11 protein-coding genes and 1 pseudogene are annotated in these 15,575 nt (G+C 47.4%); 8 read left to right on the top strand and 4 right to left on the bottom strand.

The features are described from left to right. Positions 1 to 267 precede the first annotated feature (267 nt). A complete protein-coding gene (locus tag QUA45_RS14875) occupies positions 268 to 1,476 on the bottom strand; it encodes a flavin monoamine oxidase family protein (RefSeq protein ID WP_333099569.1) in 1,209 nt (402 codons plus the stop codon). Positions 1,477 to 1,663: 187 nt separating this feature from the next. Beyond that, a complete protein-coding gene (locus tag QUA45_RS14870) occupies positions 1,664 to 4,780 on the bottom strand; it encodes a BTAD domain-containing putative transcriptional regulator (RefSeq protein ID WP_333221314.1) in 3,117 nt (1,038 codons plus the stop codon). A gap of 224 nt (positions 4,781 to 5,004) precedes the next feature. Between QUA45_RS14870 and QUA45_RS14865 the strand changes: the two genes are divergently transcribed. The 7 genes from QUA45_RS14865 to QUA45_RS14835 all read left to right on the top strand — a co-directional run bounded on the left by QUA45_RS14865 (position 5,005) and on the right by QUA45_RS14835 (position 13,394). Continuing rightward, a complete protein-coding gene (locus QUA45_RS14865) occupies positions 5,005 to 6,060 on the top strand; it encodes an SMP-30/gluconolactonase/LRE family protein (protein WP_333099573.1) in 1,056 nt (351 codons plus the stop codon). A 97-nt stretch (positions 6,061 to 6,157) separates the two neighbouring features. Continuing rightward, complete coding sequence (locus QUA45_RS14860; protein WP_333221312.1) at positions 6,158 to 7,885, top strand: hypothetical protein; 1,728 nt, start codon at positions 6,158 to 6,160, stop codon at positions 7,883 to 7,885. 324 nt (positions 7,886 to 8,209) lie between these two features. Beyond that, entirely contained in the window at positions 8,210 to 9,670 is a 1,461-nt protein-coding gene (locus QUA45_RS14855) for a DUF1565 domain-containing protein (protein WP_333099575.1), read from the top strand. 199 nt (positions 9,671 to 9,869) lie between these two features. Continuing rightward, positions 9,870 to 10,205: a photosystem II reaction center protein Psb28 gene (gene psb28, locus QUA45_RS14850; protein ID WP_333075282.1), complete on the top strand. Its 336-nt coding sequence runs from the start codon at positions 9,870 to 9,872 to the stop codon at positions 10,203 to 10,205. Positions 10,206 to 10,288: 83 nt separating this feature from the next. Beyond that, complete coding sequence (locus QUA45_RS14845) at positions 10,289 to 10,795, top strand: MogA/MoaB family molybdenum cofactor biosynthesis protein (protein ID WP_006632696.1); 507 nt, start codon at positions 10,289 to 10,291, stop codon at positions 10,793 to 10,795. Between the two features lie 272 nt (positions 10,796 to 11,067). Further along, positions 11,068 to 11,937, top strand: a complete 870-nt coding sequence (locus QUA45_RS14840) for a methylated-DNA--[protein]-cysteine S-methyltransferase (protein ID WP_333221310.1) — start codon at positions 11,068 to 11,070, stop codon at positions 11,935 to 11,937. Between the two features lie 104 nt (positions 11,938 to 12,041). After that, a complete protein-coding gene (locus QUA45_RS14835) occupies positions 12,042 to 13,394 on the top strand; it encodes a cytochrome P450 (protein WP_333221308.1) in 1,353 nt (450 codons plus the stop codon). A 32-nt stretch (positions 13,395 to 13,426) separates the two neighbouring features. On the opposite strand, the gene QUA45_RS14830 is transcribed toward QUA45_RS14835, so the two are convergent. Both QUA45_RS14830 and QUA45_RS14825 read right to left on the bottom strand, forming a co-directional pair. Further along, entirely contained in the window at positions 13,427 to 13,750 is a 324-nt protein-coding gene (locus QUA45_RS14830; protein WP_333099580.1) for a hypothetical protein, read from the bottom strand. A gap of 303 nt (positions 13,751 to 14,053) precedes the next feature. Then, positions 14,054 to 14,989: a class I SAM-dependent methyltransferase gene (locus tag QUA45_RS14825; protein ID WP_333221306.1), complete on the bottom strand. Its 936-nt coding sequence runs from the start codon at positions 14,987 to 14,989 to the stop codon at positions 14,054 to 14,056. A gap of 332 nt (positions 14,990 to 15,321) precedes the next feature. On the opposite strand from QUA45_RS14825, the pseudogene QUA45_RS14820 reads away from it, so the two are divergent. Continuing rightward, positions 15,322 to 15,575 (top strand): annotated as a pseudogene (locus QUA45_RS14820) (hypothetical protein); the annotation flags it as partial.

The raw sequence follows: 15,575 nt of genomic DNA, 5'->3' as shown, positions 1-15,575 counted from the left end.
AAGCGTTTCAAGTTTAAGTCTAGCTAGCTCAAGACTTAGCGTTACATAGTTTATTTTTTTCCTGTCCACCTACTTAACTAATGACTCATGACTAATTGTAGCGATTGATGATTTTCCTCACTGTCACCCGAATTTTTTCAGCGCCTCGCAGTGGACAAAGTGAGCGAGTTGTCACCCCCCAGCATAAACGTGGGTAAAGTCTGTTCTACGCTCGCATTCTCAGCCAATCTGTAAATGATAGTGCGATCGCACAAAAATATCAGAAAATTAACTTCTTGCCTGATGGATCTCTTTCGCAGTCCTCAATCCAGATGCTAATGCGCCCTGCATCCATCCCCTCGTAGTAGAAGTGTGTTCTCCAGCAAAATAGACTTTACCTTCCGACTTTCCAAGTTCATCAAACAACCTTTTTTCTTGGTCTTCAGTCGGGTATGCCCAACCTGACCTCGACCAAGGGTCTTTAGCCCAAGAATAACTGGTCATCTTGCCCTGATAAGCACTTACACCAGGGAGAATCTTTTCCCATCGCTGTAGTAATTGAGGCAATTGTTGTTCTGGGGCGAGGGCATCCATAGCAAGGGCATTTTCCCCTTTCAGATAAGCTTCCAAAATACCTGTTTTTCCAGGAAAATCCCAACTGGGTTGCCACAGTTCTTCAGGACGATCGTCAAACAACCCCCAACCATTCAATCCTGCTTTTTCCCAGAATCTTTCGGAGAATTCAACAAACATTCGTGTCGCTGCGCGATAGTTATAACCCCCAGCGATAGCAAGCTGTTTTTGAGGTGATAGTGGAGGCTGAAAATTTATCTGTCCCAAGACTGTCAAGGGAACAGTACATACTACGCAGTCTCCAGTGTATTGCTGTCCTGATTGGCACAAGACTTGAACCCCTGAAGAAGTTTGTTCAATGCGAGTAACCGCAGATCCGAGATGAATTTTATCAACTAGAGCGGTAGCAAAGGCTTGGGGCAATCGATCTGAACCTTGAGCAATTTTAACAACTTTTGATATGTCTCCTCCCGGTATAATTTTAGCTAAATCATCAGCAGGAATCAGAAGACGTTGCCCATTTTTCACGGAAATGTAAAGCCCATCTGGTGGTAAAAAACGCTTGAGAGTCAAACCAAAATGTTGAGCATAGCCAAGTGTTAAATTGTGATCGGATGGAATTCTTGCTGCTCCTGCTTCTACAAAATGATTATCACTAAAATTGCCTCGCAAGGTCAAAACTCTCCCTCCTACTCGCTCACGGGCTTCTAAAACCGTTACTGTATGACCTACTGCTGCTAACTCGTAAGCGGCAACCAAACCAGACAATCCCGCTCCAACAACGATCACTTTCTTAGAGGATAGTCCTTTCTCTAATGCTCCTGGAGTTCGGGAGTTTTGGGCTTTAACTTGAGCATGGGCTATTACCGCACCAAACGTTAAAGCGCTACTTAATAGAAATTGACGGCGATTCATTTTAAACATAGCGGTCTACCCAATAATTACAGTAATACTAAAGGTTTTGCATAATTTAGCAAAAAAGGAGAATATGAAGCAATTATCAAACAAGCGGAAGAGTTTAAAAAATTACATCGGCGATATGAAGTAAAGTAAAGTTCCCTGTGATGAACACCATCCCTAATTGCAGTTAGCTACAACTAATGACTAATAACTAATGACTAATCTGTTCGATCGCCCGATCGACAGCAGTGCGGGCGCGGAAACTCAGCGCAGCGCGATCAATGCGATCTCGCAGCGATTCAAACCGCGCAGTCGCCCGTTCTCGATCGCCCAAAGCTAAAGCACCCTCAATCAAAATCGCCCAAGCCAGAGCAATCTCGCTGGGATGATCGACAGTCTGAGCAGCTTCTAAAGCAGCTTCGGCGCGGGCTGTTGCCAAAAGAGGCCGATCGCGCTCTAAATCCACTTGAGCCGCCCCAATCAGTACGTAAGACAGCATCCGTTTGGCATCCACCTGCTGCAAAGTCGCGATCGCCCGCTCCAAAGCAGCATCCGCTCCAATTTGCTGAAGCTGATAGTTTGCTAAAGCTAAAAGTGCCTGGGCGATCGCACCTTCACTGCCTTCGCCTTTAATTTTGGCTGCGACGATCGCCATTTCCTGACAATAAGGCAAGGCCGCCGCCGGATCGCCCGCTTCCAGTTCCGTCATCGCCAAATAGCTGAGGTTATAACACTCGCACCAGCGATCCTGCTGGGCCGCAGCCAATCGCCACGCCTGTTGCAACAAAATTCGCGCTTGGGCATAGTTCCCGTGATGGCGCCCTACAGCCCCCAACCCTTGGGCAATTCCGATGTTTTGAGCGCCAACTCTCGCCGCCAGGGACTGTGCCTCCAGCAACAAAGCTTCTGCCCGCGTCATTTCCCGTCCAATTTCAGCCAAGCAAGACCCGCTATATACCAGCAATCGCACGGCAGTAGCTGGACTGGATGCCCGACTTACCTCTGCTGCCCGCAGCGAGTGTTGGTGAACGTTAGCGAAGTTGCTGCGATCGAAATGCAGGATCACCAATGCCTCAAGTCCCGTGGCTTCTGCTTCTTCTAAACCGAGAGCATTTGCTTCATCGATTAAGCGGTGCACCTCGCTGTCGAGTTGAGAAACTCGATCGCCCGTAACGCCTGCGATCGCGCTCACCCGCAGCAATTTTAAATGCAGTTGAATGCGAGTGCGATCGTCAAGTCCCTGACACTGCTCAATCCCAAGCTGAGCTAGGTCGGACGCCTCCGTGTAGGCAAACAATTTCAGGCAGCGTTCGGCGGCTGACAAGGCGCTAGACGCTGCTAATTCTCGATCGCCCCCGATGGCCGCGTGACGGGCAATATCGCCAGCCCAGGCGTTGTCTGGTGTGGAGAGTTGATGCAACTTATGAGCAATTTGCAAATGGATCAAATGGCGGCGCGGTTGTGACAACTGCCGGTAGACAGCCTGACGCACTATATCGTGAGCAAAGTCATAGCCCATTTCGTCACCGAGAGAGGCGCTGGGACGGATAATGGTTTGTTGTTCGAGCTGTTCGATCGCCATCAGCAATTTCGGCAGCGGATAGTCTGCCACATGAGCCACCGCTGTCGGTTTAAAGCTCCGCCCCAATGCAGCGGCCCAAGGCAAAAATTCGCGAGCCGTGTCATCCAATTGGTGGAGGCGATCGCGGATCAAAGCCTCTAAATTATCAGCATGAGTAGACCGATCCTGGGACAATGCGCGGGCAACTTCCAGCGCAAACAGGGGATTGCCCCCACTATCGATAAATACGCGATCGACCGCTTCTGGAGAGAGCTCTAACGGATTAACCGCTTGCTGTCTGCGAATCAATTCAGCCGTTTGTTGTCGGTCGAAAGGATGCAATTCCAGCGTTAGCAGCCGTCGCTCTCGTCTGAGTGCCTGCACCACCCGCGAGATACCCGCATTCTCCTCTAGTTCCCTGGAACGCCCGGTGCAGGCGAATAAAATCGGTTTATGACTCAGCAAGCGGATGGCGTAGTGCAGCAATGCCGATGAGGCTTCATCGATCCACTGAATGTCATCAAGAATGACGATTAACGCAGCCTCACTGGCAGATTGAGCCAGCAATTGTACCACCGCATCAAACAGATGACTGCGATCGGGCGGAGCTTTCCCAGGTTGAGCGAGCTCTGGGAGCAAAAAACCTAGCTCCGGCGGAATGTTGAGGGCGGGGGGAATAACGATCGATCGCAAAGTATCAATCCAAATACCGTAGGGTCGCACCATCTCGGCTGCAAATCCGCGTCCCCACAGCACTTGAACCGCCTGTGCCGTGGCTCGCAGCTCTTCGAGCAAGCGAGTTTTGCCGATTCCGGGTTCGCCCGCGAGCAAGAGCACTGGCGATGCCTCAGCGTTAGCGTTCGCGCCGCAGTTCCCAAGCAGTATCGGCTTTGCCCACTGCTGAATCGATGCCCATTCGCGATCGCGCCCCACTAAAGGCGACAAAGCCAAAGGCGAGGGAAACAAATTCGTTTGGGGCGGCCCGGCGGAGTGAGACGAGGGTTGAATGTCGGGCGCTTCGTCTTCCAGCAACAGTTGCTCGTAGAGCTTGCGAACGATCGCACTAGGGTCAACTCCTAGTTCCTCGCGCAGCAAAGTCATGCAGCGGTGGTAGACTTGGAGTGCATTGGCGCGATCGCCGTTCAAATGGTGCGATCGCATCAAAGCTGCGTAGCTGGTTTCGTGCAACGGATCGATCTCCAGTAAGCGCTGTGCAGAGCGGATTGCAGCCCGATAATCACCCTGAGCTTCCGACAGGCGAGTCAGAGATTCGAGAGCATGGAGCAATTTCTGTCGCAGGTGTTCGCGTTCTGGAAAAATCCACTCATCCTCACAACTCGGCAGCAAATCACCGCCGTAAAGCGCGATCGCTTGCTCCCAGGCTGTTCTGGCACCGTTAACATCTGTGGCTCGTTCCGCTGCTTCTGCTGCCGCGAATGCCCGTTCAAACTCAGCCACATCCAGCAGGAAAGGTGCATGGGGATTCCATTGCAGGGTTTTGGCATCCGCCAGCAGGTAGCGATCGGCATCGGGGAGTCCGTGACGCAGGTGATGCAGTTCCCGGCGCAAGTTGGTGCGAGCTTGGGCCTCCGTTGAATCGGCCCAGAATTGAAAGGCAAGCCGCTGACGGGTTTGGGGGATATCGCGGTGCAGTACCAGGTAAGCCAACAAAGCTTGCGGGCGCTCTGCGGTGACACCGACAACGGGCTTGTCTGCACAGGAAAGGCAGAATCCGCCTAATAGTTTGATATCTAAGGTAGAAAGCATATAGCTAGATATTATTTGTGATTTTAATCCATGCTCCGGCGTGTCAACTTCAGGAATGTCAGCAGGTGGCGATCGCTAATTGAAATGACATTGCTATACTATGTTATCCGCGCGACGCTCTGTTTAAACTAGCCACAGTTTTGTATTTTTAATATAAATCCAAGATAGATGCGGTACGATCGATTGCACTACCGCTCTCAATCCATGCAATTAACAAGGCAAACATGACAGCCAAAATTGCTACAATCAGCCTTTTGTTTATAGTTTTGACTGTAGCATTCAGCAACACGCTTTCCCAAAATCTTTTTTTAAAACTTTTCCCTGACAGCAACTCGCCCAATAAATTAACATCAAAATCTACAATATTGACCGCCCGTACGAAAAACAGGGAGGAAAAAAACACCCTGCAAAATATTCTAGATGACAGCGCAAAATTAGAAAAACTAGCTGGGGATTTCCAATTTATAGAAGGCCCAATTTGGCATCCAGACGGCTTTTTGCTGTTTAGCGATATTCCCGCCAATATTATCTATAAATTTACCTCAAACCAGCAAGTTGAGGTATTTCGCCGCCCTTCGGGAAAAGCCAACGGGAATACTTTAGACAAAGAAAACCGCTTGCTTACTGCCGAACACGAAAATCGCCGCGTATCGCGCACTGAAAAAGACGGCAAAGTTATCACATTGGCGGATAGATACGAGGGAAAAAGGCTCAACAGTCCGAACGATTTGGTTGTTAAATCCGACGGCAGCATTTATTTTACCGATCCGTCCTACGGTGTTAGTAAAGACCAGGAAGAATTGGGTTTTTACGGTGTTTACAGGCTGGCACCCGACGGGCAATTAGCTCTGCTGGTTAAGGATTTAGTGCTGCCGAATGGCATTGCCTTTTCACCAGACGAGCAAAAGCTTTATGTTAACAATTCGGAAGCGGGATACATTGCTGTTTTTGATGTAAAACCGGACGGAACTGTTACCAACCAGCGGCTTTTTGCAGAGTTAAAAGATGCCGCCACTAAAGGCGGAGTTCCCGACGGTTTAAAAGTTGATTTAGAGGGGAATGTTTACAGCACCGGGCCGGGGGGAGTGTGGATTGTATCGCCGGATGGCAAGCTTTTGGGGAGGATTTCTGTACCTGAGACGGCGACTAATTTGGCTTGGGGAGAAAGCGATCGCAAAATGCTTTATATTACGGCTAATACAAGTCTGTATCGGATTCGCCTTAAAATTGCGGGTGTGCGGCCTGGAAAACGATCTAAAATCGGGCGAAGTTGGAAGTAAAGCGGTTTTTATTAGGGGTGATTGACGGGGTATGATATAATCGTAGGTTTGAGAATCAGTCATTCCCGATTCTTTAATCTCGAATCTCAAATCTCTAATGGTATTAATAGCTCGGTTGCACAAATTTCTAACTGCTACAGTCGATCGCAAATCCCGATCGCACACAATATTTTGGTTGACTTTGAGCTTGACATTTGCTGCACTTTATGATGTTTTAGGACTCAAGCAAGCCTTTAGCGCCGAGTATATGGTGCAAGACGATGCGAGGCAGCACGTTTTCTGGATGATGCGGTTTGTCGATCCTGAATTATTCCCCAACGATTTCATTGCTAATTACTTTCAATCTGTCGCCCCCGCAGGATACAGCACGCTCTACAAACTAGCCGCAACAATTGGCATTCACCCGCTATTATTTCACAAAATATTGCCGCTATTTCTAGGCTTAATCTCCACTTATTACTGTTTTGGCCTGTGCCTAGAAATGCTGCCAGTGCCGATGACGGGATTTATTGCATCTTTGCTGTTAAATCAGCATATGTGGATAACTGATGATTTGGCTTCTACAACGCCAAGAGCTTTTATATATCCGATATTCCTTGCTTTTTTATATTATTTGTCGCGCAGTTCCTTGCTGCCTTGTTTGGGAGCGATCGCGCTGATCGGACTATTCTATCCTCCTTACGCCTTGGTTGCTGCTGGAATTTTAGTTTTGCGCCTGCTATGCTGGAAAAACGGCGGTTTGTGCTTGTCGGGCGATCGAACAAATTACCTATTTTGCACTACAGGTTTGGGAGTTATTTTTTTAGTAATGCTGCCCTACGCCTTAGACAACTCTGAATTTGGCCCAACTTATACCGCAGCAGAAGCGAAGCAAATGGCCGAATTTGTCCCCAACGGCAGAAATGCTTTTTTTCGTCCAAACCCTAAAGATTATTGGTTAACAGGGCGGGGTAGCGGGATGTTTCCCAAGTCGCTGTTTACGCCTGTAACTCACTGTGTCGGATTGTTATTTCCGCTGCTGCTGTTTTTACGATCGGCTTTTCCCTTAGCCAATCAGATTCAAAGCAAAATCTGGCTTTTACTTCAGCTATTTTTAGCATCCTTGGCGATGTTTTTTGCGGCTCACGCTACCATTTTTAAGTTGTATCAACCAGGTCGCTATACGGCCTACGGCTTGCGATTTATTGTTGTTTTGATAAGTGCGATCAGCCTAACCTTCATTATCGATGGAGTCGGTTATTGGGCATCAAAAACCGCAACAAAATTTAATTTAAAAAATTTAGTGGCACTAATTACGACAGCGACAATCGCTATCGCAGTTGTTCTTTATCCCTGCTTAGTAGAAAAATTTCCCACAGTCGGGTATGTCGAAGGTAAAATGCCGGGTTTGTACAAATTTTTTGAGCAACAACCTAAAGATATCTTGATTGCTTCGATCGCTGCAGAGAGTGACTATTTGCCAATATTTAGTCAGCGTTCGGTTTTGGTGGCAAAAGAATATGCAGTGCCGTATCAGAAAGGCTACTACAGCAAATATAGACAGCGACTTAACGATTTGATTCGCGCTCAATACACTCCCGATAGAGCTGTATTGCAAAGTTTCATTAATAGCTATGGAGTTGATTTTTGGATGCTCGATCGCAATGCTTTGACTCTTCAGTATATAAAGGATGATGGCTGGCTAAATCAATTTGATTCAACACCGGAGGCGAGGCTTTCTCTCGAACAAGGGCAAATTCCCGCCTTAGCTTCAGCAATCACAAGCTGTGCTGTTTTTCAGAATGAAGCTCTAGTGGTTTTGGAGGCGTCTTGTATTGTAAAATAAACTGGAGTTAGAACGGCTCACACCCAGAAAAAAATGCCATACCATCCCCGAACTGAGAACGAGAAAAAATCAACTTTATTGACGAAAAATCTTGACTTTTAGGTTAAACCGGAGGCAAGAAACCCGGTTTCTGACCCAAGAATTAATAGTTTAGCGATTTGTAGTGAAATCCCCTTGCGGTTGCGACTCCTGATGAGTGATGTTGCGGATATCGGGCAATTAAATAATCTCCGCAATCACAGGTGAATATAGATCCGGGGTCAAGTTCGCAGACAATGAAAATTGCACAAAAGCTCGATCGCCAATTATCTCTTTAACAAAAACATGGCAACACTTTACGTCAACCCGCAAACAGGCAGTGATGCCGCAGCGGGCACCCAATCGGCCCCATTCAAAACTATAGCCCGCGCGATCGCCCGCGCTGCATCGGGAAGCACTATTGAGTTAGCACCGGGAATTTACAGCGCTGCTAGTGGCGAAAAATTCCCCTTGGAAATTCCCTCTGGAGTAAAAGTTATTGGCAATGAAGCTAACAAAGGTAGAGGCATTCTGATTCAAGGCAGCGGCAAATTTGTCAGTCCCACCGCTGCGGAACAAAATATCACGATACTGCTAGCAACTACTTCGGAATTGCGCGGAGTAACTGTTACTAATCTCGATAGTCGCGGCACGGGTGTCTGGATTGAGTCAACTTCTCCGACTGTGGCTAACTGCACTTTCACACTTTGTAAGGGCGAAGGCGTTTTTGCCGCGGGCACTGCTAATCCTGCGATTCTAGACAACATATTTGTGGAAAACTCATCCGCTGGGGTGATTGTGGCGGGAACTGCTAAAGGAGCAATACGGCGCAATATTTTTCAAAAGACGGGTTTCGGGATTTCTCTGCAAGCTCAGTCGGCTCCTTTGATTGTTGATAACCAAATTTTGGAAAATCGATCCGGTATCGTTTTAGCGGGGGAATCTCAGCCGATGTTACGCAAGAATCGCATTGAAAAAAATACCGAAGACGGTTTGACTGCGGTGGGGAAGTCGCTGCCAGATATTGGTACTGCTCAAGATTTGGGCGGCAATATTTTTCAGAATAACGGTGAATTAGACTTGCAAAACGCGACTGAGGTTAAGATTTCTGCGGTGGGAAATCAGCTCAATTCTTCGCGGGTGAAAGGTTTATTTGATTTGGGCAATGTGACGCCAACTCCGATTCCTGGCAAGCTACAGTTTAGCGACATCAGCACGCATTGGGCTAAGGATTTTATCGATCGCTTGGCAAAGATGAATATTGTTAGCGGCTTTCCCAACGGCACTTTTCAACCTTACGAGATTGTAACCAGAGCTCAGTATGCAGCTATGCTGGCGAAGGCATTTGAATTGGTGCCACGCCGTGAGGCAGCAGTTTTTAAGGATGTGGCGGCGGATTTTTGGGCCAAGGGAGCGATCGACCAAGCTAATCGAGCTGGCTTTTTGGCTGGATATCCAGACAGCACGTTTCGCCCGGAGCAGAATTTGACTAGAGTTCAGGCGATCGTATCTTTGGTAAACGGCTTGCAGTTGGGTGGCGGCAACCCCAATTCTTTGAGCGTTTATGTCGATCGAGCTCAGATTCCCAGTTTTGCCACCGACGAGATAGCAACCGCCACAGAGCGCAAAATCGTGGTCAACTATCCCGCGCGCGAAAAGTTTTCTCCCGCCCACGACATTACCCGTGGCGAGATATCCGCCCTCATCTACCAAACTCTGGTAGCCACAAACCGAACCGAGCCCATTAACTCTCCCTACATCGTCTGAGGGAATTAGGAGACAAGGGAGAGGATAACTTGGGCTACAAAGAACCAACCCATATCCTCTCGCCCTTGTCACCGATTGCCTCCCTCTTACCCACTCTCACCCACTCCCACTCTCCCAAGTCTTGATTTGCGAGTACCCGAATCGTTTTATGATTAAACATTAAGAAATTAAGCAATCCTTAAGGTTCGAGTGTCAGATTATGGCTAAAATTCAATTTTCTCGGGGTATAGACGAAGATGTTGTGCCCGAAGTGCGCCTAACCCGTTCTAAAAGCGGAGAGCAAGGCACTGCCACGTTTCTCTTTGAAAATCCCAAAGCTCTCAGCAGCACCAGTACCGAAGACATTACTGGAATGTACCTGATCGACGACGAAGGCGAACTCCTCACTCGCGAGGTTAAGGCTAAGTTCATCAACGGTCAGCCTGCGGGTTTGGAAGCTCTTTATATCATGAAAAGTTCCGCCGAATGGGATCGATTTATCCGTTTCATGGAACGCTACTCGGAAGCAAACGGTTTAGGATTTAGCAAGGCATAATGGGTAGTTGGTAATTGGTAATTGGTAATTGGTAATTAGCCGATCGCCGGTTGCCGGTTGCCGATTGCTTAGAAGAAGAAACTATGACGCAAATTCCTCACCCCGACTTATCTAAAATAACCGTAAACTGCGCTATCATTACTGTTAGCGACACGCGCTCCGCTGAAACCGACAATAGTGGCTTGTTAACTAAGAAGCTGCTAAAAGATGCGGGTCACTCGGTGGTAGCTTACACTGTTGTTAAAGATGATGCGGCCAAAATTGTATTGCAAATGCAGGCTTTTTCCCAGCGTGAAGATGTGGATGCAATCATTTTTAACGGCGGCACGGGCATCGCTCCCCGAGATACGACTTATGATGTGATGGAGAGTTTGCTAGACAGGATTTTACCAGGATTTGGTGAAATATTTCGGTTTTTGAGCTATCAAGAAATTGGTTCGAGGGCGATCGCCTCTCGCGCCGTTGCAGGCGTTTATCAAGGCAAGTTAGTCTTTTCTCTTCCGGGCTCTAGCAATGGCGTGAAACTAGCTGTGGAAAAGCTAATTTTACCTGAATTAGTTCACTTGGTGACGCAGTTGCGCGGTGGGTGAGAGCGAAAGTTCGGTTAATCACCTGGCAGAAAGCAATTTGGTTACAACCCCCCGATGCCTCCGGGGAGTGAGAAAAAAGCTTTGAATCCTCATCGCCAGCCCCCGGTTTAGCAATGAGGTCGCTTTCTTCAATCTCTTCAATCTAAAATCTAAAATCTAAAATCTAAAATCGACTGACTGAATTCACCGCAAGAAACGGGTGGCTTTGAGCCTACTCTATAGCTAAAGTAAGGAAACATCAAAATTCCCTTGACTTAGACTAGATGATTTCGATGCAGAATGCGAGTGTCTATGCTAGCGAAGATTATCACCGGATTGCTCGGGCGATCGCCTTTATGCGACAACACCACCTAAACCAGCCCAATCTGGCAACTGTGGCCGAGCACATAGGACTTAGTGAATATCATTTTCAGCGACTATTTACTCAATGGGCCGGCATTAGCCCCAAGCGGTTTTTGCAATATCTGACAGTTGAATATGCCAAATCAAAAATCACTCAGACTAAAAGCCTTCTAGACCTAACATTGGACGTGAGGCTATCGAGTCCCGGACGATTGCACGATTTATTTGTGAACTTAGAAGCAATGTCACCAGGGGAGTTCAAAGCAGGCGGAGCAGGTTTGCAAATTCGTTATGGTATTCACGATACCCCTTTTGGCACATCTGTAATCGCGACAACTGCCCGCGGTATTTGTAATCTTTATTTCTTGGAGACAACAGAGGAACAAACCGCCGCACAAAGACTGCGATTGACCTGGAAAAATGCTGAAATCATTCGTGATGAGCCAACCACTCAATCATTGTGTGACCTGATTTTCAATTCAGAAACTCTCAGCGAGCAAAAACCACTAACGCTCTTGGTAAAAGGCACTAACTTTCAGATTCAAGTTTGGCGAGCACTTTTGCAATTGCCATTTGGTGCGATCGCCACCTATCAGACGATAGCTCAAATGGTAGCACGCCCAACTGCTGCTAGAGCTGTAGGAAATGCGATCGGTAACAATCCTATCGGCTATCTAATTCCATGTCACCGAGTCATTCGAGAATCTGGAGAACTGGGTGGCTATGGCTGGGGAGTAGAGCGTAAAACAGTCATGTTAGGTTGGGAAGCTAGCCGTACAATCTGCGATCGATCCCGATAGCATTCCTATTTTTGCTACTTGCCTTGGCAATCGATCGCAGATAAATTTCAGGGTGCCAGGTCGATCGATATAAACTAGAAATATTGTGTATCGCCAGTTTTTCAATGACGCTGCCTACCGGATCTCGTTCTCCTGCTTTGTTCCAAACGCTTTCGCTGGTAGCTGACCCGATCGCATTTTTCGATCGCTCCTGGGCCAAATACGGCGATACATTTACCGCCCGCGTGTTGGGGCCCGCTTCGCCCCCCGTGGTGTTTCTGGGCCGTCCAGAAGCGATTCAGGCGGTGTTTACGACCTTAGCCGATGCCTTTGAGTTTGGCAAAGTGACCAACGTATTTCGCCCGCTGGTGGGAAATGAATCCCTAATTATGAATGAAGGGCCGCGGCACCTGCGACAGCGACAGCTATTAATGCCCGCGCTGCATCGGGAACAGTTGCACAGTCAAGGGCATTTGATTGTTGATTTGACGAAAAAGCAGACGATCGACTGGAAGGCCCCAGATGCGATCGCAGTCCGCGAAGAAATGTCAGATATTTCGCTGCAAGTAATCTTGCAAGTCGTGTTTGGATTAGTGCCGGGAGAGCGCTACGAACGGCTGAAACAATTGCTCAGCAAGCTTTTAGAGGCGATCACCTCTGAGCTTTACTCCATGCAATTTTTCTTTGAACCGTTGCAGCAAAATTTGGGGCCTTGGAGTCCGTGGGGGCAGTTTTTGGAGCAGATGGCGCAGATTGACTCGCTGATTTATGCGGAAATTGCCGAGAGGCGATCGCATTCTCTCGATTCGTCACGCACGGATATTCTGTCGGTGTTGATGATGGCCCGCGACGACACCGGCGAATCCATCGGCGATCGAGAATTGCGCGATCAGTTGATGACGCTGTTGTTATTGGGACATGAAACGACTGGATCGGCATTGACTTGGGCCTTTTACTGGCTGCATCAGTTTCCCGAATGCCTTGCTAGGTTGCGGAAGGAATTGGATGAATTGGGCGAGAATCCCGATCCGATCGCGCTTTCGCAGTCGCCCTACTTAACAGCAGTCTGCAAGGAAGCGCTGCGCGTTTATCCAATTGCCTTAATTTCGCAGCCGCGCAAGGTGAAACGGACGATCGAACTCGAAGGCTATACATATCAACCGGGAACGATTTTAATCCCCTGTGTCTATTTGGCCCACCGTCGCCCTGAAACCTACGAAAATCCCGCTCAATTCAACCCCGATCGCTTTTTAGATCGCAAGTTTTCCGCCTCTGAATTTTTACCATTTGGAGGCGGGAGTCGAAGCTGCATCGGGATGGCGTTATCGATGTTTGAAATGAAGCTGGTTTTAGCAACGGTGCTATCTTCCCGTGAGTTTGTATCGAATCTCGATCGGCCAATTCGTCCGGCGCGCCGGGGAATCACCTTTGTGCCGCCCGATCGGTTTCGGTTAACGGTTGTGGGCGATCGGCGTTAGATTCATTGAAAAGCCGTGTCAAGCAAGATATGTTATTCGATGAAAATCCCAGCAACTTTGTCTCCATTCATCGTCATGTGTACCACAAATTCATCTCCACCATCTTCAAAACTCAGCTTCCACAAATAAATCTGACAATTACCTTGTTTTAGCTCACCAAAATAATTAATTGAGTATCCCTTTTCCAGGCGGGAAGCGAGTTGCTCGCTAACATCGTCAAACATTTTTTGTGTAATGCTCGCTTTGTAGCCTGCATCGCCCACTGTTGTAAAAAGCTCGTAATTTTTCGCTGCCGTGGCATCCAAGATAACCTGCAAACAATCAATGACCTTTTGAGAGGGGGCTGTCAAGTTCATGATGATGTCCTTTAGTTAGGGTTCGATCAAAATCAGTAACAAATGGCGCTGTTAATAGTTCCTACGTCGGTCTAATATCAAATCCGGTTACATGGGAATTATTTATCAGTAGGGGGCGCGATCGCAGAAATTTTAAAATCCACAGATTAGACTATTTACACTCACGCACCACCCCAAGAACTGAATAATATCGATGCAACTTTACTATTTATAGCAGTTTTTAATCGAATTAAATAAAGACAGCTTTAGACACGGCAGTGCCGTGTCCTACCCGATATCTGTAGTGCACTATACTGAAAAGCGCTAGATTGCCTCAGCAACAATAGTGCGGTGTCGGACTGTATTGCAAGTGATTGTGGGCTGGGCAAAACCAGAATCAACTAAAGCTTGCTCAATATCCAACCCAAAATACTGATCCAAATAAGGCTCCGTACTCTTGAGCAAAGTCAAAATATAAGGAGGCATTTTGGCATAAATTTCCGACTGAGGATTCATATCCATAATTGTCAAGTGTCCGCCAACACGTAGCAAACGCCTCGCTTCCCGGAACACTTCTCTAGTAGCTTTCTGTGGCAATTCGTGACAAACTAGACAAATAGAAACTAAATCAAAAGCAGCCGCAGGCAAACCAGTAGATTCAGCAGCAGCGTGAACCCAAGTCGGAGACTTTTGATTTAAAAATTCAGATTCTCGCTGTTGGGAACGGTATTTAGCAACTGCTAAAAAATAAGGCGACAATTCCACCCCAGTCATCTTCGCTTCCGGGTAAACATCCCCAAGAGCAAAGGTACTCATTCCCACACTGCATCCTAAATCAACAATATCCTGCGGTGAAGAAGCAATCTGAGATTTGATGACCTCGTGATAGCTGGCGCGGAGTTTTGCATCGCCTTCTGCACCTGCTTCCGGCCAAATTCCGGCGTGAACTGTACGGGCTGCTACTTCAAATTCTGTAGCAGATTCCCAACTCAGATTACCTTTTTCATAAGCGTGGAATGAAGTTAGATAATATTTTGGGTAAACAAGATCTGGATTTTGGACGCTGAGCAATTCTGCATCCCAATTCCTAGCTAAAAGTGCTTGGACTTCTTGTTGCCAATGCACTCCGATTTTGGCGGCTCTTTTCATCATCATTTCCCGCGCTTGGTGCTTGGCTAGATTAGCCAAAGGTTTGATGGAGAGTACGCCATTTACTAAACGCGAGGCTAATCCGGGAGTTTTGTTAACTGCAACCGTCATATTTTATGTTTTTCTATTTTGCGCCATCTATTTTAACACATTGCGAGAATTTTGAGTATAGCGATATAATGAAACTTAACTTTGTGCTGGCGAGTGAAATGCAAATGTTTGGTGAAAAAGACTTTTGTTAATTAACCGCAGAGGGCGCAGAGAACGCAGAGTTAGAGAACAGAGAAAAGATAAGAGTAAGGCAAAAGAGGCTCCCGTCGTATAATATTTATGTGCGCTTACGTACTTAGTGCTGGGGAATTCATCTGGAATCTGGAATCTGATTTGCCGAAGATGGAGTATTTGGAAGAACACTATCAAGTATGGTTATTTAGGAGTTTGTCGTGAGCAAATCAATTGTGGAATTGGTTGACAATTTGCCGTCTTCTGGGATTACTGTGATGATGCTCAAATCCCTAGATTTTGTGGTTCCGGGGGAGTGGAATAATTTAACGGGTTTTGATAATACTATTCAAGCGGTGACAGGGGAAACAAAGCGCAAATTAGTTGAGAAAATTCGAGATCGCGCGATCGAGCTTTACGCCAACCCCAACGAGCCATATCAAGGGGTAGTAAGGCTTTACCAGTTAGCAGACAG

The sequence above is a fragment of the Microcoleus sp. Pol12A5 genome (assembly GCF_036701435.1).
Taxonomy (GTDB): Bacteria; Cyanobacteriota; Cyanobacteriia; order Cyanobacteriales; family Microcoleaceae; genus Microcoleus.
This window is presented reverse-complemented; position numbering and strand designations above follow the sequence as displayed.

What these genes read in the sequence shown, in the direction of transcription:
- QUA45_RS14860 (WP_333221312.1), top strand. Translation starts at nt 6,158, where the DNA reads ATGGTATTAATAGCTCGGTTGCACAAATTTCTAACTGCTACAGTCGAT.
- QUA45_RS14855 (WP_333099575.1), top strand. Translation starts at nt 8,210, where the DNA reads ATGGCAACACTTTACGTCAACCCGCAAACAGGCAGTGATGCCGCAGCG.
- QUA45_RS14865 (WP_333099573.1), top strand. Translation starts at nt 5,005, where the DNA reads ATGACAGCCAAAATTGCTACAATCAGCCTTTTGTTTATAGTTTTGACT.
- QUA45_RS14845 (WP_006632696.1), top strand. Translation starts at nt 10,289, where the DNA reads ATGACGCAAATTCCTCACCCCGACTTATCTAAAATAACCGTAAACTGC.
- QUA45_RS14875 (WP_333099569.1), bottom strand. Translation starts at nt 1,476, where the DNA reads ATGTTTAAAATGAATCGCCGTCAATTTCTATTAAGTAGCGCTTTAACG.
- QUA45_RS14840 (WP_333221310.1), top strand. Translation starts at nt 11,068, where the DNA reads ATGCAGAATGCGAGTGTCTATGCTAGCGAAGATTATCACCGGATTGCT.
- psb28 (WP_333075282.1), top strand. Translation starts at nt 9,870, where the DNA reads ATGGCTAAAATTCAATTTTCTCGGGGTATAGACGAAGATGTTGTGCCC.
- QUA45_RS14825 (WP_333221306.1), bottom strand. Translation starts at nt 14,989, where the DNA reads ATGACGGTTGCAGTTAACAAAACTCCCGGATTAGCCTCGCGTTTAGTA.
- QUA45_RS14835 (WP_333221308.1), top strand. Translation starts at nt 12,042, where the DNA reads ATGACGCTGCCTACCGGATCTCGTTCTCCTGCTTTGTTCCAAACGCTT.
- QUA45_RS14870 (WP_333221314.1), bottom strand. Translation starts at nt 4,780, where the DNA reads ATGCTTTCTACCTTAGATATCAAACTATTAGGCGGATTCTGCCTTTCC.
- QUA45_RS14830 (WP_333099580.1), bottom strand. Translation starts at nt 13,750, where the DNA reads ATGAACTTGACAGCCCCCTCTCAAAAGGTCATTGATTGTTTGCAGGTT.